Origin of the sequence: Microcoleus sp. ARI1-B5 (assembly GCF_036705795.1) — a bacterium.
Classification (GTDB): Bacteria; Cyanobacteriota; Cyanobacteriia; order Cyanobacteriales; family Microcoleaceae; genus Microcoleus.
In genome coordinates this window covers 16,898-41,920 of sequence record NZ_JAUBVK010000001.1, presented here as the reverse complement: position 1 = coordinate 41,920, position 25,023 = coordinate 16,898, and the positions used below count along the sequence as shown (strand labels likewise).

The following is a 25,023-nucleotide window of genomic DNA, read 5'->3' as shown; positions in this document are numbered from 1 at the left end:
AGATTGGGAGATTTTTTGATTGGGAGATTGGGAGATTTTTTGATGGGGAGATTGGGAGATTTTTGAGAGATTTGGGGATTTGAGATTTGAGATTTGGAGATTTTGAGGTGCGCTGCAAGCGCGAGGAGATTATTTGAGGTCGATCGTGACGATCACCACAGTAATATTGTCCCGTCCCCCTTTATCCTTAGCTGCTTCAATCAAAGCAGTTGCAGCGCCCTCGCAGGCGCGAATCGACTTGAGAGGCGAAGCAATCAAAGGATCGGAAAGTTCCTCAGTCAAACCGTCGCTGCACAGCAGCAAGCGATCCCCGGGCTTTACATCCACCGGCAGAATATCTATCTCGCGCAAATCATCGCGGCCCAAACACTGGGACAAAACGTGACGCCAAGGATGACTGCGAGCCTGATCCGGAGTCAGGGCCTTTCTTTTCACAGCCTGAGCCACCCAAGTCTGGTCTTCAGTAATCCGATCCAAGTGAGATCCGTGCAGTCGGTACAAGCGAGAGTCCCCGACATTAGCGCACCAAGGTCGGCCCTCATCCCTAAAGATCAGAACCACAGCCGTAGTCCCCATATCAGCACGCTCGGGATGTTCGAGCTGATCCGTCAAAATTGCTTGATTGGCAATTAACAAAGCCTTTTCCAACAACAGCGGAGAATCTTCAGGCCCTTCCCAATTTTCGATCAAATAAGATTGAATCGCCCCAGTCGCAATCCGACTGGCTTCTTGACCTCCCGCGTGTCCTCCCATGCCGTCGGCCACTATGAAAAATCGCCCGTCAGGGTCTATGTAGTACGAATCCTGATTTACGGAACGAACTAGCCCTGTGTCTGTCTTACCTGCGAAAGAGCGTTTCATAGATTGGGTGATTGGACTCATCGAACTTCTAAAGTAGATACAACTCGGGCAACTTTGTATACCGACAATTCTCAAAATTTGAATGAAACTTAAAATTGCTTCTGATATTTTTAACTACATCTCAGAGAGCAGAGATATCTTATCAAACATCATTAGCCAAGTCGCTAATCAAGGTGTTATCCCCAATTGCCACGATCGAATTTTCGCGACTCTGAGTGAAATCTCTCTTGATTTCCTATTGGTAGGATAGACATTTAAAGTTCAAAAAACTACCAATTTTTATCGGAACTTTCCCGCCTTTTGTGCAGGTATTTGAAGTGTATTCCTCAGTTATTCTGGTCTCAGTTATTCTTAGCATTTTGTCACCGTAGCGGTGACATAAATGTTTTAAGGTTAGAGAAAACTTAGAGAATGCCTAGGTCATTATTGCACGAGCCGTTTGTTAAATTTTCAAAATCTCTGGTCAGCAATGCAAAACTTAACATTCGATCGGAACTTTTCGCGGTACGAGTATTTAAAGTCTAGTCCGGTCGATCGACTATTCCGGTCGATCGACCGAACTGCGGATTTATGGGAATCTGTTACGACATCCGATCCAAACGATCGATCCGCTTGAGCAAACGCAGCAGAGCCAACCCTGCACCCCCCGCCAGCACTGCCACAGCGACAGCCGGCCAGAGTTGATTGCTGACAAACAAAATTGTCGCCGACAAAGTAAAAGCACTCATCAGCAAAGCATAATTCGTGCCCATTTGAACGCTGCTCATCCGGCGCATCAACCGCTCAGCTTCGGCCGAACGGACGCGAATCCGCAAATCTCCCTGTTCGAGTTTATCAATAGTCTCCTCAATCCGGCGGGGCAAAGCTAGGGCAGTCGAACTCACCTGAGCCGCCTGACGGCCAATTTCGTTAAAAATGCTGCCCGTTGCATCAGTGCCATTTCCATTAGTCATAAGCTGCATGGCAAAAGGTTGTGCCACCTCCATAAAGTTAAACTCGGGATCTAAGCCTCGGCCTACCCCTTCAATCGTCGAAAAAGCTCGCATTACAAAAGTAAAAGTAGCTGGGAAGCGAAAAGGTTGGTTGTAGGTAATATCGTAAAGGTCGTCGGTAATCGCGCTCACCGACTGCTCTTCAAAAGGCTTGTCCATGAAGTTATCCAGCATATACTGGATGCTGCGGCGCACCGGACTCATATCGCCCGTAGGCACCAAAGCTCCCAAATTGATTAGAGAATCCATAATCCGCTGTCCGTCCTTGGAAGCAATGCCGTAGAGAGTTTCCATCAGTCCTTCGCGGACGTTCGACTGGATTTGCCCCATCATGCCAAAATCGTAGAAAATCAGAGATCCGTCAGCACTAACAGCGATATTGCCGGGGTGTGGGTCAGCGTGGAAAAAGCCATCGTTGAGCAACTGCCGCAAGTAAGCTTTCGCGCCCAACTGAGCGATTAATTTGCGATCGATCCCGGCCGCTTCCAAAGCTTCGTAGTGGCTGATTTTAATCCCCGGCAGGTATTCCAAAGTCAGCACTCGCGGAGCCGCGTACCGCCAATAAACCCTCGGCACGCGCACCCAGTCGCAGTTGCTAAAATTGCGGCGAAAAGTATCAGCATTGCGGCCTTCATGGAGATAGTCAATTTCCAGCCACAGAATGCGGCAGCATTCCTCATAAATCCCGCTCCAATCTCGGCCGCGGCCCCACTTAGGATGGTTTTGAAAATAGCGAGCAATTCCCTTAAGAATTTGCAAATCGATCTCGAACAGCTTCCGCAGTCCGGGGCGCTGCACCTTAACTACGACTTCCTGGCCCGAATGCAGTTGAGCTTTGTGTACCTGACCCAAACTGGCAGCAGCCAGGGGCACCGGGTCAAAGCTGCGGTAGAGTTCCTCAACTGTCTTGCCCAAATCTTGCTCGACAATTACCTCTAACTGCTCGTAGCTGAAAGCAGGCACTTTATCTTGCAGTTTAGAAAGTTCCTCGACAAACTCTGCGGGGAACAAGTCAGCGCGGGTGGAAAATAATTGTCCGACTTTAATGAAAGTCGGGCCCAAATCCAAGAGTGTTTCTCGAACCCAGATAGCTTGAAAGCGCCGTCTGGCAACTTTCTTTTCCTCAGTGACACCTCCCCAGTAGCTCCAATTTTTGCTGTCGAGCCACAGCGAAGCCAGCCAGAGCAAGACAAAGGCCCAAATGTCGAAGAAGCGACGCTGCCGGGAGTATTTTTCGCGATTCCAGCGATAAGCTTTACTTTTGTAAGATTTACCAGCAGTTTTTGGCTCATCGGCGTCGCCAGTGCGCTTGGAGGAGCGCTGGCGATTAACAGAGTCATCAAGGAGAGCAGACACTTGGGTTCCCAAATTGCTTATTTTATGTTGTTGCTTTGATGGCAGGTAGGAGCGCAGGAGCGCATCGAAGAGCGCTCGCGTAGCAGTAAATAGTTGTGGCGCTCGCGTAGCGCAGCTATCCCGACCAAGAATCGCCCTTTCTTAGGGCAAACTGCTGCGGTAGCGCTGCAATTGCGATCGCACCAGGGCGACTTCGGCGCGCAGCTCGTCAATCGTTACTTGCAAGTCGGCGGGATGGATGTCTTGAATGGTAGTGGTGCTGGTGGTTGCAGTGCCAGTTCTGGTCTGCATCGCCTCATCTGCTGCTCGAGAGGCCCGTTCCACAACTCGATCGGTGAACTGTCGCAGGCGTTCTCTTTGTTCGGCGTCAAATTTGCCGAGTTCTGAGAAAGCGTTAGTTGCCGCGCTTTCTAATTGCTCGTATAGTGCTTCGGCAACTGCTCTGCCTACAAAAAAAGCATGAACTGGGGGTTTACTCATAAAAAAATCTCTGTGCGCTTCCGCAACAAATTATAACTTGATTCTCCCCGATGGTGCTTGTTCCCAAAGAAAGGAAGTTTGCCGGAAACGATCTACTGCCCGGAGCGGGGCCGGGAAACAAACAACTTTTTTCAGGGTTGGCGATCGCATGACCCCGATCGCATCCGGGCTGCCACCTCGACCACCGCTTGGATTTTCCGAGCCCTTGTGGCTTGCTCTTTTCTCAACCTCGTAGGTTTGGCCAAGCAATGCGCGACATCACATAATTTGTGCGCCCGTGCCTATATTTTAACATATTTATTATAAATAATCAAAGGTTTATACATTTTTTTCCAGCACGCAATCAGCAGGACGATGGAATAGGAAATATGCGATCGAGTCAGGTCGAGGCTGTTGGAATTTTCCGAGTCTCTCGCAAACCTGCGAGATAGTCGGTGGTTCGGAACGGTGTTATTTAATCCACAATCGATCGCATATTTGCTGGCTCATAAAATCAAATATTTGTCCGCACTTTTAACCTACAAAAATAATTTTAATTGGTCGCAGGTTCAGGAAAAGGCACAGTCGGTTCTGCCACAGGGGGCGGCGAGTTTGGGGCGATCGAACTATCCCAATTGCTGCCGCTTTCGCTTGGTATGGGCGCGATAGCCGACGATCGCACAGTCGGGGAAGCTAGTGCTGCCGGCGCCGATTCCGACGGTGGCAAGGTTTCAGCACTCTTCGCCACAGGCGGGGGGGGTGCGGGGGGCGAGTAGGTGGGCGGTTCGGGCGGCAGGGGCGCAACTTCCGGTACCGGTGCGGATGCTGGTTGGGGTTCGGGTTCGATTTCGGTTTCGGTTTTAGGCTCGGGAATCGGGGACTCAGAAGCCTGCGGTTCGGGCTCCGGCGTCGGGGATGCTGAAGGTTCCACTTGGGGCTCAGGGGCGGGAGTTTCCGGGCTTGGGAGTTCGGAAGGTTGTCCGAGGGCTGCTGAGGGCTCGATCGGTTCGGGTATGTTGCTGCTGTCTTTTGTGGGTTTGGGGCGCTTGTTGAGTTCGATCGGGGCCAGAGGGCTGCTTTCGACAGACGGCTGGCCGAACATCGGCCCTGACAAATCGCGGGATTTGAGCAAATCTTCGAGAGATGGGAAGGACTGAGTTTTGGGCCCATTGTTGCTGACACTGATGCTGTTGTAGCGCCAGGCCAAGTCAAAACCCATCCAGCCTGCAATTGCAGCCGTTACGACAAACGCCAGCAAAGTCAATTGCGGCGGGGGAGGTGCGGGCAATCGCAGACTTTGCTTGCCTGTTCTCTCTACTGATACTCGCTCTGTTTCTTGCAGCATAGTAAGCCAATTTTCCACTGTCTGGGGGCGGTTCTGGGGGTCGGTTTCGAGTCCCTGAAGGATTGCTCGCTCGATTCTGGGGCTGAGGTTGGGCTGAAATTGCCGCAAAGAAGCCAGAGGAATTCGATCGCGCAGGGGTGCTGCTACGGGCGCTACGCCCGAGAGCAAGTAGTAGAGCGTGGCGGAGATCGCGTAAACATCTGTGGCCGGTGTACATTTACCGTCATAGAGGTATTGTTCGATCGGCGCGTACCCCGCCGAGAGCAAGTTACTGTGGGTTTGCTTGGTGCCGGCGGTAAAGTCGCGCGCAATGCCGAAGTCTATCAACATTACTAGATGAGAATCGGCTCGCCGGATCGTATTTTCTGGCTTGATGTCTCCGTGTACCAATCCGCTGTGGTGAACTTTACTTACGGCTGAGGCTATTTGCCGAATGTAGTGCAGGGCCACTTCTTCTGGCAGTGGCTGCTCTGTTTCTACTATTTGGGCGAGAGTTTGGCCGGGAATGTAGTCCATCGCGATAAAAGACTGTCCGGCTTCTTCAAAAAAGTCGATTACCCTGACGATGTTGGAATGCTGGCACTTTGACAGGCGTTGGGCTTCGGCAATAAACTGCTGCTGAAACTGGGCAGATGCTGGGTGTTGGCGCAGACTTTCGTTGAGGGTTTTGAGTACGACGGTTTGGTTTAATTGGGTGTGGGTAGCTCGGTAAGTGATGCCGAACCCTCCTCTGCCTAAAGTGGCGTTGATTTGGTATTTGCCCTTTTGCAGGACTGTTGGTGGCGCTAAGTTCATCTTTAGTTGATGCCGGTTCCCAAACTATGCTACCGCCTTTGGGTTATTTCGCTTTCTTTGGGGCGCTTGGTTCGATCGACAATCTGCGCCCTAGTTTTGGAGCTCTTCTGAGCCATATCATCTTTGCATCCCCGCGTCATTTTATCTGTAGCAGGCGTCTTAAAACTTAACACAATATTTTTCCAATAAAAATCCCGCTCTTGTGGAACGGGAAAGCCATCAGGGTGCATCTATATGATATGACTATAACTTCTGGGGGGTATAACCCCTCTTTGCTTTATCAACTCTTTACGATTCGCAGCTTTATGTAAATATTTAGGTTTTTATTTGACTTGCCAGCACTGTCATGGTATGCAGATGCGTCATATTTACAAAAATAAAAAAGTAATACCCATTTCAGATAAGCTTAAGCTAGGCTTGACGAAGCAAAGGTAACTCAATCTGAATTATCATCAGACACTATAAAAGCAACTAATCATAACTATGGAATTTAAAAAAAGACATGAAGAAGACCTGAGAATAGTTCCCACACTTGAGGAAGCTATTAATCATTTTTCCCAAAGATGGCCTGATGTTAAAAGCAATTGTAGTTCCAGTCCAGTATTTATATTTTCTGCTGGTTGGAGGTCAGGTTCAACCCTTTTGCAAAGGTTAGTCATGTCATCTGGTTCTATTATCGTATGGGGTGAACCCTACGGCCGTGCAGGATTAATAGATTATTTGTCTAGCCCCATCAAAGCAATTACTGATACTTATCCTGCTGCTGAATGGTTTATTAATGAAAATTTTAGTGATAGCACTTCAGTTTCTAGCTTAGCAGGTGAATGGATTGCCAACCTTTATCCCGATATTAATTGGTTACTTGAATCTCATCTTGCATTCCTGCTCAACTTTTTTGAGAAGCCTGCAAAGGAAAGAGGTATTTTGCGATGGGGGCTAAAAGAAGTGAGGCTAACTATCGATCATGCTATTTACTTAAAATGGCTGTTTCCCCGGGCTAAATTCCTTTTTTTGTATAGGAATCCTTACAATGCTTATGGTTCTTATCAGGGATTTTACTGGTACAAAAAATGGCCAAACGAGCCTGTATACACACCCGAGCAATTTGGTTTGCACTGGCAAACATTACTGCAAGGATACATCACAGATAGTCATAAAGTAAATGGGATGCTCGTCAAGTATGAAGATTTATGCGATGAAAATTTTGATTTTTCGGCTTTAGAAAGCTTTTTGGAACTCAAGCTCAATAAAAGCACCCTTGAAAAAGTTATATACAGCACAAAGCGTCAGGCTTCGCCAGAAGAACTGAAAATATTAAATAGTGTCGTAAATCCTCTAGCTACAGAGCTTGGTTATCAGTACCCAGAAAGTGTCTGATGATAATTTTAGGCGCTAACTTACCTCTATAGTAACTGGAGGTAATAATCGCGACCAACTATACAATCAAATTGTTCAACGAAGTATTTTAGTGAAAAATTAGATATCTGCCTAACTCCTCTGAACTTTAATCTCCCTTACCGTGCTTCGGCAAATGGTGCAGCAAATACCATAACACGGCTATATTTGCGATAAATACCGCTAACTTAAGTACGGTGACACCCTGAAATAACTCATATATTTCGGGCGGGATACTGATGCCTACTAGCACTAAAACTAAGATTGTTGCCCAGCCTTTTTCGTACCACAAACCAACCGCTTCAACAGCAGTTAAACCTGCATAAAGTCCGGCTGCCAGCCCGCTAAATAGTAAGGTTTTAGGCTTAATAATTAGAACTTTGTCTAATAAAATTTCAATAATTTTTAGTTGGCTTTCTAACAAATAAGATTCGGAAAAATTCTCCAATGCTTGATGATTATTGAGTGCTAAAAGCAAAGCGAGCGAAGTTAATGTCAAGAGGGCGGCGACAAAGCTTTTGTAAAGTACAATTGCCATTAAACCAGGAGGGCGCTGTTTTTTCACGTGAATTAGGGAAAGATCGATAATGTGCGATCGCAAGAGTGAAGGAAGTTCGGCAACGGATTTTTTAACGGATTTAACGGATGAAATAAGGAAGTTAGGCAACGATCAATGTACGGAATTTAACGGATAGTAAAAGTTGAGTATGGTGTGTCAGCAATTAGCTAATCAATTATACAAAAAATAACCCGCTGCTAACACACACCTTACTAAGCTTGAGGATAACGTTGTGCTAAGAAAGAGATGGCAGCAGCCCGATCGCCCAAATCGCCATCCAACGCAGCCGCCAACAAATCATCCAACATCCGTTTAAACCCAGGCCCGGGCTTGTAACCCAAAGCCTTCAAGTCGTTGCCGTTTAAAGGCGGCTCAACATTCGCCCACCTGGTGAGGTATTTCCAAATCTGGCGGCGGGCACTTCGGGGACTTTGGAGGGCGATCGCAATTAACAGCGGCAACTCATAATTCCTCAACAGAAACACCAATTGACTCGGCAACTCGCACTTCGGCAAATTCTCTGCGAGCTCCTTATTTCCGGCTTCCAAAAGTTGCAGCCGCTTAATGCTATCAGCGGGTAACTGAAGATTTGCAGCCACCTTACCGCGATATTCCGGTGCTAAATAAGCGATCGAAACTTCCAGCCGCATCAGCCAATCGGGAATATTGATAACTGGGAATTGGTAATCGGGAATTGGGAATTGGGAATTGGTAATTGGGAATTGGGAATTAATCTTCCTTATTCCTTCTTCCTTATTCCCTCTTCCTTCTTCCTGATTCCCTCTTTTCTCCTCCTTCTTCCTGACATCCGTTAAATCCGTTACAGAATCCGTTGCCGAACCTTCTTCCTTCTTCCTTCCTCGGAAACACCGATCGAGCAAACGCAGCCGGCGCCATAACTCCCGATCCAAATCCAAAGTAGGATGAATGCAGCGCAAAGCCTGCAAATCTCCCAGCATTTCCAAAGCCACCTGCCAATAAGGAGCTTGCAAAATGTACTTCAACTCACTTTTGAGCCGAGTTTCCAAAGCCGGAGCTCTGCCGTTTTCCCCCTGAATGCGGTAATAAATCCCGCTTTCCAAAGCGTGGCGGATGTATCCTTCCGTCTGCGGCTCAATGTCAAATCCCAGCCGCACCGCAAACCGCACAGCCCGATAAATGCGCGTCGGATCTTCGATAAAACTGTTAGCGTGCAAAACTCGAATTTGCCGCGCTTCCAAATCCCGCAAACCGCCAAAAAAATCTAACAATTCGCCGCTGCGGGGAACACCCAACCGCACAGCCAGCGCATTAATTGTAAAATCCCTGCGGTACAAATCTTGACGGATAGAACTCGCTTCAACTTCGGGATTTGCAGCCGGATAAGGATAAAATTCAGTACGAGCCGTAGCGATATCCAGCCACAGCGAGCCGAAAGCAGAGTCTTTGTGCCACAGCAGCGCGGCGGTTTGAAATTGACCGTGAACGTCTAAACGCGAGTCTGGGTAAAGCTTTTGCAGCGCTGAGGCTAATTCGACTCCGGCACCGGAATCGTCGGCACCGCAGTTTCCATCGACTACCAAATCAATATCTGTTAGCGCCAGTTTATCATCCGCCGCTAAGAGCAAATCCCGGACTGCTCCGCCGACAATATAAAGTTGCCAGCCGCGCTCTCGGGCAATATTGGCAGCGATCGACAATAATTGCCATAATTCGCTACTAATGCCCGATCGCAACAACTGCTCAACCGATTCAGATACAGGATAATCGGACAATTGAGAATTACTGCCCCTATCTCGCGCTTTTTGCTGGTGCAATTCCCGCAATACGTCAGTGCGAGTCACAATTCCCACGAGTTGGTTGTTTTCCAATACCGGCAAACGCCCGATATCGTATGTCACCATTAAAGCTTCAATTTCTGGCAGCAAGGTATCCGGGGCGATCGTTTTTAGCTGCGGAGTCATGTAACCCTTAACCGGGGCGTGACTGAAACCGTGGTGCAGGGCAATATCAATGTCGCGGCGGGAGATAATGCCTGCCAGCCGATCGCCCGCATCGACCACTGACAGCCCGGAATGTCCGTAGCGCAGGAGGATACGGTGAGCCTCTCCCACGGAGGTTTCCGGGCGAATGCTCCGCACTGGAGAGGACATTAACTCGCGGGCGGTGGGAGGGTGGGGAATTTGAGCTTTGAGGGCGTCGGCTAATTGATTTAAAGTTAGCAGCGGATCGACATCTCGTACAGCTACGGAAGCGGCGCGGGCGTGGCCTCCACCGCCGAGGGGTTTGAACAATTCGCTGAGGTTTGTGCTGGAAATGCGCGATCGACCGATAATAGCTAAGCGGTTGGAAACTGCGGATTCAGAGATGTTGCGGCTGCTGTCGTTTTCGCTAAATTTATAAACGTTACCTAACAGCAGAGCATCGGTTTCAGTCAAATCGAGCAAGCGAGATGCTAGCGCCGAAAGTCCGGGAACATAGGCATCAGTGGATAGCAGCACCCAAGCTACTGTATAACCGTGCAAGGTTTGCGATCGCAAATTATTCAGCGCTTCCTTGAGCAAATCCTGCAATTGAGGAGACAAACCGGGTTCTACATATTCAGCGATTACCCGCAAACTCGCTCCTTGTTCCATCAACCAGGCCAAAGCCATTGCATCTCGCCCGGTTGCGCCGTCGAAGGTGAGGGAACCTGTATCGACGTGGATGCCGAGGGCCATGACTGTTGCTTCCGAAGGCTGCAGGCTGGATGTTGTATCGCCGTTTTCGGCTGAATTTTGGAGTTTTTCGCGGAGTTTTTCGACAATTAATGTGGTGGTGGCGCCGACTGCTTCAATCTGTGTCACCGTGGCGGGGATGTCTAAATCGGCTTGCAGGTGGTGGTCAAAAACCGCTATTTCGTTGATGTGCGGCAAATCCAGCCATTCGGCGGCTTTTCCCAAGCGATCGCGCTCGGAGGCATCTACTATAGTAATCGATCGAATTTGTTGCGGATTGACCGATCGGCGTTCGATCAGCGGGTACTCGTCGCGGTGCAGCGCCAAAAAATCCCGCACCGTCGGGTGACACCCGCCTGTGAGCACGATCCTGCTACCGGGGCGCAGCACGCAAAGTCCCACGGCTGCGCCCAAGGCGTCAAAATCTGCTGTTGTGTGGCACAAAACTAAGTCCATAGCCGAAAATCCCGCATCTCTATCTCACACATTAGCAATTTCTGGCGATCGGACATCGGGCGATCGGGCTGTAACCATTGGTTTCAGCTTAGCCCGAAAGACCGCCAGGGGTTGAAACCCCGGGCTAATAGCGAAAGTCCTCTGAAGAGGACTGATGAGTTCAAGAGTCCTCCTCGCTGTGGACTTCAGCTTAGCCCGAAAGACCGCCAGGGGTTTCAACCCCTGGCTAATAGCGAAAGTCCTCTGAAGAGGACTGATGAGTTCAAGAGTCCTCTTCAGAGGACTTCAGCTTTGAGACAGGGGTTTCAACCCCTGTCGGACTAATGGTTTGACCTGATTGTTGACACGGCTTTGGGCTTTAACTTAACCTTTCCAGTTTTCTGTGCAGCAGCGAACAATGATAAAATTGGTAAAAATCTCAAGAGCCGTCGGCGCCTGGCAAGCGCAACGCCCGAATTTGCACGGTCTCTTTCGTATCAATCTACCGACAATCTCTCGATCGACCATCGGGATACTGTCAGTCGATTTTAGATTTTAGATTTTAGATTTTAGATTTAATCTACAGATGAATCTGCGAGCTTGAACCTTCGTCTAAAATCTTGAAATTATCCCGACTCTAGTCTGGGAATTACACCCATTTTGGGGCGGGTCAAAAACTCTAATCTGGAATGTTTCTCCAGGTTGTGACCAACTATTTCTCGTCAACGCACGGCTATATCGAAAGGAGAAAAAATGTTATCAATTCTGTTTCAATTGGTTTTACTGGCTCTGGTACTGCTGTCTTTTGTAATGGTGGTTGGCGTTCCAGTTGCTTATGCCACTCCTCAAAACTGGAATCAGTCTAAATCTCTGATTTATGCCGGTTCAGGTCTGTGGTTTTTGCTGGTTATTGCCGTGGGTGTCTTAAACTTTTTGGTAGTTTAATTTCGCCCCGCACTTTTGAAGAAAGAAGGTAAAAGGTAGAAAGTTGAAGGCATTGACAAGCGATTTAAAGGCATTTCGCATTCGGTAGAAGCTAGGAATTATTCATCCCGCGCGACGATCCAGTATGTTTTTGCACTTGAGATTCAGATGAGATGTTTCTGCTTTCTAAATTTTGCCTTCTGGGATAAAAAAAATAAAATCTCAAACCTAAAATCTAAAATAGAACACTATGACTGTTTTCGAGGGAACTTTTACTCAAACAGAATCTTTGCGGTTTGCGATTGTCATCGGTCGTTTTAACGATTTGATTGTCAACAAACTTTTGGAAGGATGTCAAGATTGTTTGAAACGCCACGGGGTTGATATTAATCCTCACGGCTCTCAGGTGGACTTTTTTTGGGTTCCGGGATGTTTTGAGATTCCTTTGGTGGCGCGCCAAGCTGCTCTTTCTGGCCGCTACGATGCGGTAATCTGTCTGGGTGCGGTGATTCGCGGCCAAACTCCGCATTTCGATTTTGTAGCTGGTGAGGTTTCTAAAGGAATTGCTGCGGCTGCTTTTCAAACAGGGGTACCGGTGATTTTTGGGGTGGTGACGACTGATACGATGCAGCAAGCTTTGGAAAGGGCCGGAATTAAAAGCAATTTGGGCTGGAATTATGCGATGAGTGCTTTGGAAATGGGCACTTTGATGCGTCAAGTTAATGGCTTGGGTGTCAATTCTTACGGTCAATTAGCTAGTGGGTCTGCTGGTCAAGTGCTGTCGGGCGAAGCAAATCTGGCTATAGCCCCGGATGTATCGTCAGATCGAATACTGTAATTTCTACAAAGCATATTTTGCCAACAATGACCACAATTCCAAATTCAGATTTTGACAAGTGGCAGCATTTGATTCACTTCCTGTTCAGGAACACACCTACCTTCTCAAAGACCGATATCCTCCTCAAGTTTTGAATAATGTGGAATTGCTAGATTATCGTCTATTCCCCAAGAGGTATTATGGAATTTTGTTGAATAAGGTTGAATAAATCTCAGAAATCCGTTATGTTAACTGATGTGTAAGTATTGAGGCGATCTAAAATTGCTCCTAGCAGGGCTTTTAGTCTAAATTCTGTAGGATGAGTATTTAACCTCTTCTTAATAAGCAGCTCTGAAAACAAGTTTTTAGGTTAATGGTTGAGAATCTATCGAATGACAATTTTGTCAAGAGAATGCCGAGAAAGCTTTCCTGCAAAAGGATTTAGCGTTTTTGCTATTTCCTGAATACTTACAGTTACTTATCAACAAGAAAGTGCAAAAATTTTATGGGTGACATTCAAGCTACGTTTACATCTACCGATCGAGCTTTTCAGGTTGAGGGGTACGAAAAAATAGATTTCAGCTTGCTCTACGTAGATGGTGCTTTCAAGCTTGAGAATCCAGAGATTGCGGATAGTTACCGCCAATTTGGTCGCTGTTTAATGGTTGTAGATGAAACAGTCTATGGTCTGTACGGTGCACAGATGCAGGATTATTTCAAGCATTACGAGATAGATTTAACAGTTTTTCCAGTTAATATCAAGGAACCTGATAAGACGTTAAAAACTTTTGAAAGCATCATAGATGCCTTCGTTGATTTCGGACTCGTGCGGAAAGAGCCTGTTTTGGTAGTTGGTGGTGGATTGACCACTGACGTAGCTGGTTTTGCCTGCTCATCCTATCGCCGTCGGACTAACTACATTCGCGTACCGACAACCTTAATTGGGCTAATTGATGCCAGTGTGGCGATCAAAGTAGCAGTGAACCACGGTAAGCTGAAAAACCGCCTCGGTGCTTACCACGCTTCGCAGAAAGTAATTTTAGATTTCTCTTTCCTGAAAACTCTGCCGATCGACCAAGTGCGAAACGGCATGGCAGAGTTAATTAAGATCGCCGTAGTAGGCAACAAAGAAATCTTCGAGTTGTTAGAAAACTACGGCGAAGCATTGCTGCACAGCCATTTTGGTTATTTAGACGGCACATCAGAACTGCGCGAAGTGGCACATCGGTTAACCTACAACGCGATTCAGTCGATGCTGGCATTAGAAGTACCAAACCTACACGAGCTAGATTTGGATCGGGTGATTGCCTACGGTCACACTTGGAGTCCGACGCTGGAACTAACGCCGGAAATTCCGATGTTCCACGGCCACAGTGTCGCCATCGATATGGCTTTTTCGGCGACTATTGCTGGGCAGCGGGGCTACATTTCGATCGCCGACCGCGATCGCATCTTAAGATTAATGAGCCGCCTCGGACTAGCAATTGATAGCCCTTATCTCACATCAGAACTGCTCTGGAAAGCGACAACATCGATCAGTCGTACCCGTGATGGCCTTCAACGCGCCGCAGCTCCATGCCCCATTGGTGACTGCTTTTTCATGAACGATTTGACTCGAGGTGAGTTGGATGAAGCCCTAGCGGTGCATCGAGAAATCTGTCAAGGCTACCCGCGCAATGGCGATGGCGAGAATATGTATGTGGTATTGCAGAAAGCTGCAACTCGTTCCACAGCCGGGGTATGACCATGAGACCCGTTACCCCAGTCGGGATTTTAGCGGCTAAACTCGAAAGTCTCGCCGAGACTGTAGAAAAAATCGATAATCTCGATCGAGCTTTCAAGGCCCAATTACAACAAGCCTACTCCTTGGCAAATGGTCTCGATCCGTACCTGAATCTTTGTACCGCGCCGGAATCTCCTGGCTTAGCCGCGTTAGTGAAGCGCACTCAATCAGAAGATTGGAGTTGGACATAGCGTGCCAAATAGTTTACTAAACTTGTCCACAGTTAATTACCGAGAGGGGGTTTAACCATGTTTGCCGTCAAGCGAGCGCTAAAATTGAATAATAGGGAAGCGACCTTGATGGCAAAGCACGCAGGATTTCGGCGTGTAGTATTTAACATGGGTTTGAGCTTGCGAGTCCAAATGTACGGTGCAGGTGAGTTTTCAGACTCAAAGGTCATCAACTACGTCAAGAAAGTTCTTACCAATCACGTCAAGAAACAACCTGAATGCGCTTGGATGAACCAGTTGTCTTCTCGTGTTTACCAAAACGCTTTGATTGACTTGAAAGAAGCGTTCAGTCGGTATCGCTTGGGAAAAGCCGCCCATCCAAAATTTGCCAGCCGCCGAGAACGGGGGCGATCGTTCACGGTTGATTCTTCTAATGGAAAAGTTCTACTAAAATCTGGCAACAGCATCAAGATTCCTACTTTGGGGACTTTTCGGCTTCACGAGCCACTGCCGCATGGGTTTGCATCTCAAACTTTTACCATTTCAAAAGAAGGAAATCGCTGGTTTGTTTCTTTTTGTGTTGATGCCCAACGTTTGCCAGTCCAACAACCTGAAGGTTCTGTAGGAATTGACGTAGGTGTTAAATCTTTTGTCACCCTATCAAACAGTCAAGTATTTGATGCGCCAAAACCCCTAAAGCAAGCGAAAACCAAGCTGGCGCGGTTGCAGGGAAAGGCTCATCGGCAAATAAAAGGCTCAAACAACCAGCGCAAAACTTACAACAAGATCCGCAGGCTCGCGCGGACGATAGCCTGCATTCGTAAAGACTTCCTTCACAAGTTGACAACTTATTTGGCTAAAACTTTCAAGCTAATTAAGATTGAAGACTTGAATGTTAGAGGCTGGCTGGCAAATCACAAGTTAGCTCGGGCAATATCTGACTTAGGTTTTTACGAATTCAGGCGACAGCTAGAGTACAAGTGCAAAATGTATGGAGCGAGCTTAGTGCTGATAGATCGATGGTTTCCCAGTTCTAAGATTTGTGCCAGTTGCGGGCATAAAAAAGATATGCCTTTAGCCGAAAGGATTTATAATTGTCCGGCTTGCGGCGTGTTGATAGACCGCGATTTAAATGCCAGTTTGAATATTTTAAATTGGGAACCCAAGGCTATTGGGGGATAGCCTGCTTATCTTGGGATGGCCGACCACCCAACAGCGCAGGAAGTGAGTTCTGAATTTTGGCTAAAGATGGCTTTAGTTAAGTTTGGGTAAGTTTTACGAAGCAGTAAGCGATTCTCTGACGGCGAGAGATGGATTGACTTTAATTAGGCGCGTTTAGTAGAACAAAACTGACGCGTCAAAACCAAACAAACCGGGTTTTTTGCCCTATTCGGCGGGCTGTAACGAAGTCCACCGTCAAAAAACCCGGTTTTTAACCACCCGTGCGTCATATCAAATCCGCGCTTCACCGGCATGATTCATCTCTCTGTTCTGGAGACTCTGCGCCTGCGTAGCTTCAACAGCGGTTTAATCATTCAAAAACCACCGCTTTCTTAGAGTATTTACTTAGTAAAAAATTATGATCGAAACAGTTTCAACTGCAGCGATGCCATCTGAACAGGAAACAAACGCGACGACTAGGCGCTTCCAGACAGTCAAAACCATAGCAACCTTAATTTTGCTGCTATTGGTACTGCCCCTGAATCTCGCTTTAACAGCGATCGCCCTACTGAGATCCATCATCATCAAACCGTTTCAGTCTCGAACGATCGCGGACTCTCCCCAAACGATTTTGGTCGGCGGCGGCAAGAGGACCAAAGCATTACAGCTAGCCCGATCGTTCCATAAGGCCGGTCATCGGGTAATTTTGGTTGAAACCCACAAATACTGGCTGACAGGTCATCGTTACTCTTGGGCAGTCGATCGCTTTTACACAGTACCAAATCCCCAGACAGAGGAATACCCTCACGCACTCTTAAAAATTGTCCAACAAGAGAAAGTTGATGTTTTCGTTCCCGTCAGTAGTGCAGGCGGCAGTTACTACGATGCCAAAGCCAAAAGCGTACTTTCTCCTCACTGTACGGTAATGCAGCTAGATGTCGAAACTCTGGAACGTTTGGATAATAAATATGAGTTGGCAAAAGCCGCCGAAGCGTTGGGGCTGCGAGTTCCGAAGTCCTACCGCATTACTAATCCGCAGCAAGTAATCGATTTTGATTTTACTGATGCAAAGCGTCCATATATTATCAAAAGTATTCCCTACGATTCTATTCGCAGGTTAAACCTGACGAAGTTACCCTGCACAACTGAGGCAGAAACTGCCGCGTTTGTCAAATCATTACCAATTTCGGAGAGTACACCTTGGATTATGCAAGAGTATATTCCCGGGCAAGAATACTGCACTCACAGTACAGTTCGCAATGGTCATCTTCAGTTGCATTGCTGTTGCAAATCGTCGGCGTTTCAGATAAATTACCAGCATGTCGATCGCCCGGATATCGAAAATTGGATTCGTCACTTTGCCAAGAGTCTCAATCTAACTGGACAAGTTTCCTTTGATTTCATGGAGGCGGCGGATGATGGAGAGATTTACGCGATCGAATGCAACCCGCGCACCCATTCAGCCATCACGGTGTTTTACGACCATCCCGATGTGGCAAAAGCTTATTTGGAACCCGACCCTTTACCACAGACAGTGCAGCCTTTGGCATCTAGTCGCCCGACTTACTGGATTTACCATGAAATTTGGCGATTGGTGACTCATTTGTGGTCGCCCAAGCTAGTTTATGAGCGGTTACAAATTATCGCCAAAGGCAAAGATGCCATCTTCGAGTGGGACGATCCGCTGCCGTTTTTGATGGTGCATCATTGGCACATTCCCTTGTTGTTATGGGGAGATTTACAGAAGCCGAATGAGTGGATTCGGATTGATTTTAATATTGGCGAACTTGTGGAAATAGGGGGAGAGTGAGTATGTCAGTATTACGGGTTTTGCATTTAGTCGGCTCGGCAGTTAGCGATTTTTACTGTAATTTATCGCGGCTTTTTGCCGAAAATTGTCTGAAAAATACTGCTAATTCAGCACTTTATGAATTTCATATTGCCTATATTTCTCCCGATGGTCAATGGCGTTTTCCCGCCTCTCTCGATCCGAGTGCGATCGCGGCCGCTAATCCCATGTCTCTAGCCGGCGCTGTGCAGGTGCTGACAGAGCTAAAGATTGACGTAATGGTACCGCAGATGTTTTGCATCCCCGGCATGACTCAATACCGCAGCTTGTTCGATATGCTGAGTATTCCTTATGTGGGTAATCCGGCCGAGTTGATGGCGCTGGTGGCTGATAAAGCGAAGACTAAGGCAGTAGTAGCGGCCGCTGGGGTAAGGGTGCCGCGGGGAGAAGTTGTCCGGGCGGGCGCGCGACCTGAGATTGATTTGCCGATCGTGCTCAAGCCGCTCTATGGTGATAATTCCCTTGGAGTGACTTTGGTTAAAAATGCTGCTGACTATGATGTGGCTTTGCAGACAGCATTGACTCATTCAGATGAGGTTCTAGCAGAAAAATTCATTGAATTGGGTAGAGAAGTTCGCTGTGGGATTATTGTCTCTGCTGGCGAGCTAGTCTGCTTGCCGCTGCAAGAGTATCCTGTAGATCCTGATACCCAACCGATTCGGAGTTATGCCGACAAGCTCAAACAAAATGACGATGGTAGCTTGGGTTGTTCCACTAAAAATAGTACCAAGCCGTGGGCAGTTGACAAGAGCGATCCGATTACGGAGAGAGTTTGGGCCCAGGCCAGAAAATGCCACATCGCTTTGGGCTGTCGCCACTACAGTTTATTTGATTTTCGCATCGACCCCGATGGACAACCTTGGTTCTTAGAAGCGGGGCTGTTCTGTTCTTTTGCCGAAATAAGCGTGCTTTCGGCTATGGCCAAAGCATCAGGAATTTCTCTGGATACTTTTTTTGAGAGTATGCTGCAAAATGCCTTACAAGGTCGATCGGGTACAACGAACGGTGCAACAAGCAATATAAATTCGGGTAGCACGGCAATGATGGTTGAGCGTTGACAGTCTAGTGATGAATTGGGAATGGGTGCAACTAAGAAGGATAACTTGCAATTTTTGAAATTGTGTGATACCATAAAACGTTCTCAAAAATAGCGCAACACTAACTATTACTGCATGGCAACGAAGCCAACGATCGCATTTACTCACCTGGGCTGCGAAAAAAATCGCATCGATACCGAACACATGATCGGCTTGCTGGCTCAAGCGGGCTATCAAGTCGATTCTAATGAAGAATTAGCCGATTATGTTGTAGTCAATACTTGCAGTTTTATCCAAGCTGCGCGAGAAGAGTCAGTCCGCACCTTGGTAGAATTGGCAGAAGCTAATAAAAAAGTAGTAATCACGGGCTGCATGGCACAGCATTTTCAGCAGCAATTGTTGGATGAATTGCCCGAAGCAGTCGCAATTGTCGGCACTGGCGACTATCATAAAATCGTCGGTGTGATGCAGCAGGTGGAAAAGGGCGATCGAGTTTCCCTCGTCTCTAGTGAACCTACTTATATCGCTGACGAAACTACTCCCCGCTACCGCACGACATCGGAAGGTGTGGCGTATCTGCGAATAGCAGAAGGCTGCGACTACCGCTGTGCTTTTTGCATTATCCCGCACTTGCGCGGAAATCAACGATCGCGCACGATCGAATCTATTGTCGCCGAAGCTCAGCAATTGGCGTCGGAAGGGGTAAAGGAAATTATCTTAATTTCTCAAATTACCACCAACTACGGCAAAGATATTTATGGCGAACCGAAACTCGCCGAACTGCTTCGCGCTTTGGGTAAAGTAGATGTGCCTTGGATTCGGATGCACTACGCTTATCCTACAGGTTTGACTCCGCAAGTTGTGGCGGCAATCTGCGAAACGCCCAACGTTTTGCCGTATTTGGATTTACCCCTGCAACATTCGCACCCGGAAATTCTGCGGGCGATGAACCGGCCTTTTCAAGCTGGAATTAATGATGCTATAGTCGATCGGCTCAAAGCTGCAATTCCCGGCGCCGTGATGCGGACAACTTTTATTGTCGGCTTCCCCGGCGAAACCGACGAACACGCAGCACACTTGCTGGAATTTGTCAAGCGCCACGAATTCGATCACGTAGGAGTTTTCACATTTTCGCCAGAAGAAGGAACGCCAGCCTTCAACTTGCCCCAGCAAATACCAGCAGAAATAATGGAAATGCGGCGCAATTCGGTAATGGCGGCACAACAACCTATATCATTGAAAAAGAATCAAGAGTCTGTCGGTCAGGTAGTTGATGTCCTGATAGAACAAGAACAACCAGAGACAGGCGAGTTGATTGGTAGATCGGCTCGGTTTTCCCCAGAAGTAGATGGACTCGTCTACGTGACAGGACAAGCGCGGCTGGGTTCGATCGTATCTGTGAAAATTACTGGTGCAGATGTCTACGACCTCTACGGTCAAGTGTAAGTGTTGCTGGAACTGTCGCGATCGGCGGTGCGGCGAACAAAAACCGGACACCAGCCAAAAAATTATTTGCGGATTGTGCAGCAAAAGTAACGGTTAGTACAAAATTGTGCAAAGATATGTAGCAAAGGGGTTGTAAACTTTTTTACCCTAGTCCTGGCAATCGACGCTCCCCGTAGGGGTGCGGTAATCTCTACAGAACATCGGAAAATTTTAACGAATTTAATGTTTTGTTTCTGAATGTAAAGAGTTATGATAGTAACAAGCCAGAAATAAGCGGGGATAATTTGAGATTGCTTCGCCGTCCGCCCTACACCACAACGGTATCCCGAAAGAGTGTTGAGATGGATAGGCAGTAACGGTCGCCGCATCCCCTGCTCAATCCCGCAGGCGACGGATTGCGGGATAGCGCCTGAACCAACAAACCTATTACTACTATTCGTAGTGAAGTGGGGCTGTCACGATCCTCACTATAAAATGCCCGAGAGGGAAAGCTTGCAAGTACCTCAAAGGAAGTCCAATGTCCTGTTTTAAGAATGTTGGAAGCCTGTAACCCGACCCCTGGCGGTTGGTATCGGTGATGTCACAAAATCAAAGACGGCTGTCGAATTGGTAAATTAGTCACCATCGACGGAGCTGCCCTATACTCGATTGCTATTTAAAAAGGTGCGCGCAGGCGCAGCACCGTACAGAACTCTTATGAGTTCCTGCCGCCGAGCAGAAATCCGCATCCGAGTTGGGCAACAAAGAAGGCTAAGACTCGTTATTAGGAGCATTAATGAATTTATTGTTTGAAGGCTTGGGTCTTTCGGAAGAACTCGTTCTCCATCTGGAAACACTAGGCTTTACAGAACCTACTCCCATCCAAGTACAAGCAATTCCGCACCTGCTAGCAGGTCGCGATGTTGTGGGTCAAGCCCAAACAGGAACTGGCAAAACAGCAGCATTCTCGTTGCCCATCTTGGAGCGGATTGATTTAGATATAACTGCGGTGCAAGCACTGGTGCTGACGCCGACTCGCGAATTGGCGATGCAAGTAACAGAAGCCATCCGCGATTTGAGCGGCATTAGCACCGACGGCCCGGTAAAAGTGGGTCGCTCTGTGCAAGTTCTGACGGTGTACGGCGGTCAATCGATCGATCGCCAAATGCAGCGTTTGAAGCGCGGCGTTCACATCGTTGTCGGTACACCCGGACGCATATTGGATATGCTCAGCCGCGGCAGCCTGAAACTAGACAAGGTAAAATGGCTGGTTTTGGATGAAGCAGACGAAATGCTGAGCATGGGCTTTATTCAAGATGTGGAAAAAATCTTGGATGCTGCACCAAAAGAACGTCAAACAGCATTTTTCTCGGCGACGATGGAACCTTCCATTCGGAAATTGGTAGCGCGGCATTTGCGCAACCCGGTTAACGTCACCGTAGAACAGCCAAAAGCAACGCCGAAGCGCATCAGCCAAGGCGTGTACATGATTCCGCGCGGCTGGTCGAAGGCAAGAGCCCTACAGCCAATTCTAGAAATGGAAGACCCGGAATCAGCGCTGATTTTTGTGCGGACGCGGCAGTCGGCGGCGGAACTCACCAGCCAACTGCAAGCAGCAGGCCACAGCGTTGACGAGTATCACGGTAATTTGAACCAGGCACAGCGGGAACGCTTGCTGTCGCGGTTCCGCCAATGTCAGGTGCGCTGGGTAGTGGCGACTGATATCGCGGCGCGGGGTTTGGACGTGGATCACTTGACTCACGTGATTAACTACGATTTGCCAGACAGCGTGGAAAGCTACGTTCACCGGATCGGACGCACGGGCCGGGCCGGCCGGGAAGGAACGGCGATTACGCTGATTCAACCGGTCGATCGCCGCAAACTGCGCTTGATCGAACGCCACGTGCGATCGAGCTTGACGGTGCGAAACATTCCGACACGAGCGCAGATTGAAGCTCGTCAGTTGGAAAAGATGCAGGGTAAGGTTCGCGAAGCTTTGGCTGGCGAACGGATGGCATCTTTCTTGCCTCTGGTGTCTCAGCTATCCGAGGAGTACGACTCCCACGCGATCGCCGCTGCTGCTTTGCAAATGGCCTTCGATCAAAGCCGTCCTGCTTGGATGGGCGCTGATTACGCTCAACAAGAAGATCCCCCGATTGGAGAAAACAGCGTCAAGCCAATCTTGATCAAGAAGCGGGCTAAGACTGGCGCGCCGACTAATTCAGTCGGTTCGAGCGTTCCTGCTCCCGTTCCCCAGAACAGCTAATTAGTAGGGTGCGCACTGCGCGCCTTATTTTCTAACTGGTAGGGTGCGCAGTGCGCACCTTATTTTTTTATTTGTTTGGTACTAACGTTTACCTGATGCCGAATACTCATAAAGTGGCACTGAACGTGCAGGTTTTATTTTTGTTTTGAGTAACTCTTCAATTTGTCGAACAGTCTTCGGTTTTAGGAGGATATCGCCGCACAAGGTACAAACCTCTGCTGGAACTTTATCGATGACGGCGATTTCACCTCGGTATCGAACAGGGTGAATGATTTCTCGCTCCTCATAAGTACCTGGACATCCTTGAATACTGCATTTCATTCTAATTGCCTCATGGTGGTGGGAGTTATCCATCTCTAAATTAGTCTGCTCAAACTCACTCACGAAAGACAGAGATTAAACACACTGTTATCCTATTTTATGCAAGGGCGATCGCACTTCAGGAAACAGCCCTCCGGTAAACTGACCGAAGGGCTAAAAATTCTCTGAAATAAGAAGGACTGAAGTCCTCACTACCAACCTGAAAATTCTCAGAAATAAGAAGGGCTGAAGTCCTGACTGCGAACCTGTAGGCGGGGATTTTTGGACTGTTGTGTAGTATTTTAGTTGAGCTGCGTGCCGACAATAATCTTTTGCACGCGATCGCCCTTAAGTTCCAAAACCAAATTAGAAGCCTTTTGGTCGTTGCTGTAAGTCAACTTAGTGACTCCACCCTGCACAGATTGCGACCCGTAACTGTAAGTTTTAATAACTTTTTGGGTTTTATCTCCTACCTTGACACCATTAATTGTTACGTACTTGGGATTCGTAGTAGAAATTAAATAAACTTTGCCATCCCAGGCTGCTACGGTCAATTTCGAGTAGGTTAGCGTGCGAATCTTGCCACCCATAGCCTTGCTACCCGGTTTAGTTTCGTCGCGCTGCGGTTTTCCCAGCTTGCGTTTAGCCTCTTCTACAGACATCCCCAAACGAACTGGGCCAATCCCCAAGCGCGAATAATCGATCGCCGCCGGCTTTTGTGTGGCGTTCAACATACTTTCTAGAGCGACAACCGTTTGATTCATACCCGCAACAGGGCGAATTAAAGCAGCAAATCCGAAGCTCGAAATTGCGATATTGAGCATGATGCCAGCGACGGCTGTTGTCACAAACAATCTTACCATTTTTTTATACCTTTATTTTGCAGTTTATTCCTGCAATACCCCGTTATATCCGGATCAATACTAATGATTGCGGGCAAATACAATTCGCTCCTCCACACCCAAAGTCCGCCTGCGAGGACTCAAGGAGTAAGGATATTCATCCCCAAAAATATAACATAGAGAAACCCGGTTTCTGTAGGGGGCGTACCCCCGTGCCCGCTTTTATTCGGTGTTTCTGAATACCAACGCCATTTTACGTTTAATTGGGGCGACCACTTAATCACCGGAATGGGTGTGATATCCTAACAAAAGCCGTTTCTCCATAAAATCTGCAATTTAGATGACCGCCATAGATTCCACTAAACACCAGAAATCTAAAGCCCTGAAACCGGGCAGCCGCCGCCCCGCTAAAGAACTTTGCAGCGAGTGCGGTTTGTGCGATACATATTATATCCATTATGTCAAGGAAGCTTGCGCTTTCTTAACTCAGCATATCGCAGAACTGGAAGAGGAGATTCACGGGCGATCGCGCAATCTCGACAATCCCGACGATTGGTACTTCGGCGTCAGCCAAAATATGATGGCGGCTAAGAAAAAAGAACCAATTGAAGGCGCTCAGTGGACGGGAATTGTCAGCTCAATTGCGATCGAAATGCTGGAAAAAGGCATTGTTGAAGGCGTTGTCTGCGTCCAAAACACGAAGGAAGACCGCTTTCAACCGATGCCAATAATTGCGAGAAATCGCGAAGAAATTCTCGCAGCAAAAGTCAACAAACCAACACTGTCTCCCAACCTTTCAGTGTTGGAACAAATCGAAAAATCGGGGATGAAGCGGCTGTTAGTCATTGGCGTAGGCTGTCAAATTCAAGCATTGCGAACAGTGGAGAAAGAACTCGGTTTAGAAAAGCTTTATGTTCTCGGAACTCCCTGTGTCGATAATGTCAGCCGCGCGGGCTTGCAGAAATTCCTAGACACGACTAGCCGCTCTCCCGAAACCGTCGTGCATTACGAATTCATGCAAGATTTTAACATTCACTTCAAACACGAAGACGGTTCAATTGAAAAAGTGCCGTTTTTTGGACTGAATACTAAGGAATTGAAAGATGTTTTTGCTCCTTCTTGTTTGAGCTGTTTTGATTACGTTAATTCCTTGGCTGATTTAGTTGTGGGCTACATGGGCGCACCTTTTGGCTGGCAGTGGATTGTGGTGCGAAATGATACCGGGCAAGAAATGTTAGACTTGGTAGCAGATCAGCTAAACACTCAGCCAGTGATGTCTCAGGGAAATAGAAAAGAGGCTGTTCAACAAAGTATTCCGGCTTATGAAAAAGGTGTGACTTTGCCGATGTGGGCGGCGAAGTTGATGGGGGTTTTTATTGAAAGAATTGGGCCGAAGGGTTTGGAATATGCCCGTTTTTCGATTGATTCTCATTTCACTCGCAATTATTTGTATGTGAAGCGGAATCACCCGGAGAAATTGGAGGCTCACGTGCCGGAATATGCTAAGCGGATTGTCGGTCAATATAAGTTACCAGAGGTTTAATCTTGTAGTCAGT

General features: G+C 47.8%; 19 protein-coding genes. 11 read left to right on the top strand and 8 right to left on the bottom strand.

Going from position 1 to position 25,023, the window contains the following annotated elements; genetic code table 11:
- Nucleotides 1-129: 129 nt before the first annotated feature.
- From QUB63_RS00180 to QUB63_RS00165, 4 genes are all read right to left on the bottom strand, one after another.
- Nucleotides 130-861 (bottom strand): PP2C family protein-serine/threonine phosphatase, encoded by a 732-nt coding sequence (locus QUB63_RS00180; RefSeq protein ID WP_332943249.1) that lies wholly within the window; start codon nucleotides 859-861, stop codon nucleotides 130-132.
- Between the two features lie 581 nt (nucleotides 862-1,442).
- Nucleotides 1,443-3,209: an ABC1 kinase family protein gene (locus tag QUB63_RS00175; RefSeq protein ID WP_332942739.1), complete on the bottom strand. Its 1,767-nt coding sequence runs from the start codon at nucleotides 3,207-3,209 to the stop codon at nucleotides 1,443-1,445.
- Nucleotides 3,210-3,350: 141 nt separating this feature from the next.
- Complete coding sequence (locus QUB63_RS00170; protein WP_332942738.1) at nucleotides 3,351-3,689, bottom strand: DUF6825 family protein; 339 nt, start codon at nucleotides 3,687-3,689, stop codon at nucleotides 3,351-3,353.
- A 532-nt stretch (nucleotides 3,690-4,221) separates the two neighbouring features.
- Nucleotides 4,222-5,808, bottom strand: a complete 1,587-nt coding sequence (locus tag QUB63_RS00165; protein WP_332942737.1) for a serine/threonine protein kinase — start codon at nucleotides 5,806-5,808, stop codon at nucleotides 4,222-4,224.
- A 483-nt stretch (nucleotides 5,809-6,291) separates the two neighbouring features.
- On the opposite strand from QUB63_RS00165, the gene QUB63_RS00160 reads away from it, so the two are divergent.
- The gene (locus QUB63_RS00160; RefSeq protein WP_332942736.1) at nucleotides 6,292-7,185 is read left to right on the top strand and encodes a sulfotransferase; all 894 of its coding nucleotides are present in this window, start codon (nucleotides 6,292-6,294) and stop codon (nucleotides 7,183-7,185) included.
- A gap of 127 nt (nucleotides 7,186-7,312) precedes the next feature.
- Here QUB63_RS00160 and QUB63_RS00155 read toward each other — a convergent pair whose 3' ends face one another.
- A complete protein-coding gene (locus QUB63_RS00155) occupies nucleotides 7,313-7,870 on the bottom strand; it encodes a DUF2127 domain-containing protein (protein ID WP_332942735.1) in 558 nt (185 codons plus the stop codon).
- A 104-nt stretch (nucleotides 7,871-7,974) separates the two neighbouring features.
- Nucleotides 7,975-10,914 carry a CBS domain-containing protein gene (locus QUB63_RS00150; protein WP_332942734.1) on the bottom strand — a complete coding sequence of 980 codons (2,940 nt, stop codon included), beginning with the start codon at nucleotides 10,912-10,914 and terminating at the stop codon, nucleotides 7,975-7,977.
- A 732-nt stretch (nucleotides 10,915-11,646) separates the two neighbouring features.
- Here QUB63_RS00150 and psbZ point away from each other — a divergent pair.
- The 9 genes from psbZ (at nucleotide 11,647) to QUB63_RS00105 (ending at nucleotide 22,325) form a co-directional block, all read left to right on the top strand.
- Entirely contained in the window at nucleotides 11,647-11,838 is a 192-nt protein-coding gene (gene psbZ, locus QUB63_RS00145; protein ID WP_332942733.1) for a photosystem II reaction center protein PsbZ, read from the top strand.
- 229 nt (nucleotides 11,839-12,067) lie between these two features.
- Complete coding sequence (gene ribH, locus QUB63_RS00140; RefSeq protein ID WP_332942732.1) at nucleotides 12,068-12,655, top strand: 6,7-dimethyl-8-ribityllumazine synthase; 588 nt, start codon at nucleotides 12,068-12,070, stop codon at nucleotides 12,653-12,655.
- Between the two features lie 484 nt (nucleotides 12,656-13,139).
- Nucleotides 13,140-14,378, top strand: coding sequence for a sedoheptulose 7-phosphate cyclase (locus tag QUB63_RS00135; RefSeq protein ID WP_332942731.1), 1,239 nt, complete (start codon nucleotides 13,140-13,142; stop codon nucleotides 14,376-14,378).
- Between the two features lie 2 nt (nucleotides 14,379-14,380).
- Nucleotides 14,381-14,608 carry a hypothetical protein gene (locus tag QUB63_RS00130; protein ID WP_332942730.1) on the top strand — a complete coding sequence of 76 codons (228 nt, stop codon included), beginning with the start codon at nucleotides 14,381-14,383 and terminating at the stop codon, nucleotides 14,606-14,608.
- Nucleotides 14,609-14,665: 57 nt separating this feature from the next.
- Nucleotides 14,666-15,769, top strand: a complete 1,104-nt coding sequence (locus QUB63_RS00125; RefSeq protein WP_332942729.1) for an RNA-guided endonuclease InsQ/TnpB family protein — start codon at nucleotides 14,666-14,668, stop codon at nucleotides 15,767-15,769.
- A 424-nt stretch (nucleotides 15,770-16,193) separates the two neighbouring features.
- A complete protein-coding gene (locus QUB63_RS00120; RefSeq protein ID WP_332942728.1) occupies nucleotides 16,194-17,558 on the top strand; it encodes an ATP-grasp domain-containing protein in 1,365 nt (454 codons plus the stop codon).
- Nucleotides 17,559-17,560: 2 nt separating this feature from the next.
- Nucleotides 17,561-18,655: a D-alanine--D-alanine ligase family protein gene (locus tag QUB63_RS00115; RefSeq protein ID WP_332942727.1), complete on the top strand. Its 1,095-nt coding sequence runs from the start codon at nucleotides 17,561-17,563 to the stop codon at nucleotides 18,653-18,655.
- A gap of 114 nt (nucleotides 18,656-18,769) precedes the next feature.
- A complete protein-coding gene (gene rimO, locus QUB63_RS00110) occupies nucleotides 18,770-20,080 on the top strand; it encodes a 30S ribosomal protein S12 methylthiotransferase RimO (RefSeq protein ID WP_332942726.1) in 1,311 nt (436 codons plus the stop codon).
- Nucleotides 20,081-20,855: 775 nt separating this feature from the next.
- A complete protein-coding gene (locus tag QUB63_RS00105; RefSeq protein WP_332942725.1) occupies nucleotides 20,856-22,325 on the top strand; it encodes a DEAD/DEAH box helicase in 1,470 nt (489 codons plus the stop codon).
- An 81-nt stretch (nucleotides 22,326-22,406) separates the two neighbouring features.
- Here QUB63_RS00105 and QUB63_RS00100 read toward each other — a convergent pair whose 3' ends face one another.
- Both QUB63_RS00100 and QUB63_RS00095 read right to left on the bottom strand, forming a co-directional pair.
- The gene (locus QUB63_RS00100) at nucleotides 22,407-22,679 is read right to left on the bottom strand and encodes a YgiT-type zinc finger protein (RefSeq protein WP_332942724.1); all 273 of its coding nucleotides are present in this window, start codon (nucleotides 22,677-22,679) and stop codon (nucleotides 22,407-22,409) included.
- A gap of 248 nt (nucleotides 22,680-22,927) precedes the next feature.
- The gene (locus tag QUB63_RS00095; protein WP_332942723.1) at nucleotides 22,928-23,473 is read right to left on the bottom strand and encodes a hypothetical protein; all 546 of its coding nucleotides are present in this window, start codon (nucleotides 23,471-23,473) and stop codon (nucleotides 22,928-22,930) included.
- 334 nt (nucleotides 23,474-23,807) lie between these two features.
- Here QUB63_RS00095 and QUB63_RS00090 point away from each other — a divergent pair, with 334 nt between their 5' ends.
- Nucleotides 23,808-25,010: a Coenzyme F420 hydrogenase/dehydrogenase, beta subunit C-terminal domain gene (locus QUB63_RS00090; RefSeq protein WP_332942722.1), complete on the top strand. Its 1,203-nt coding sequence runs from the start codon at nucleotides 23,808-23,810 to the stop codon at nucleotides 25,008-25,010.
- Nucleotides 25,011-25,023: the final 13 nt, after the last annotated feature.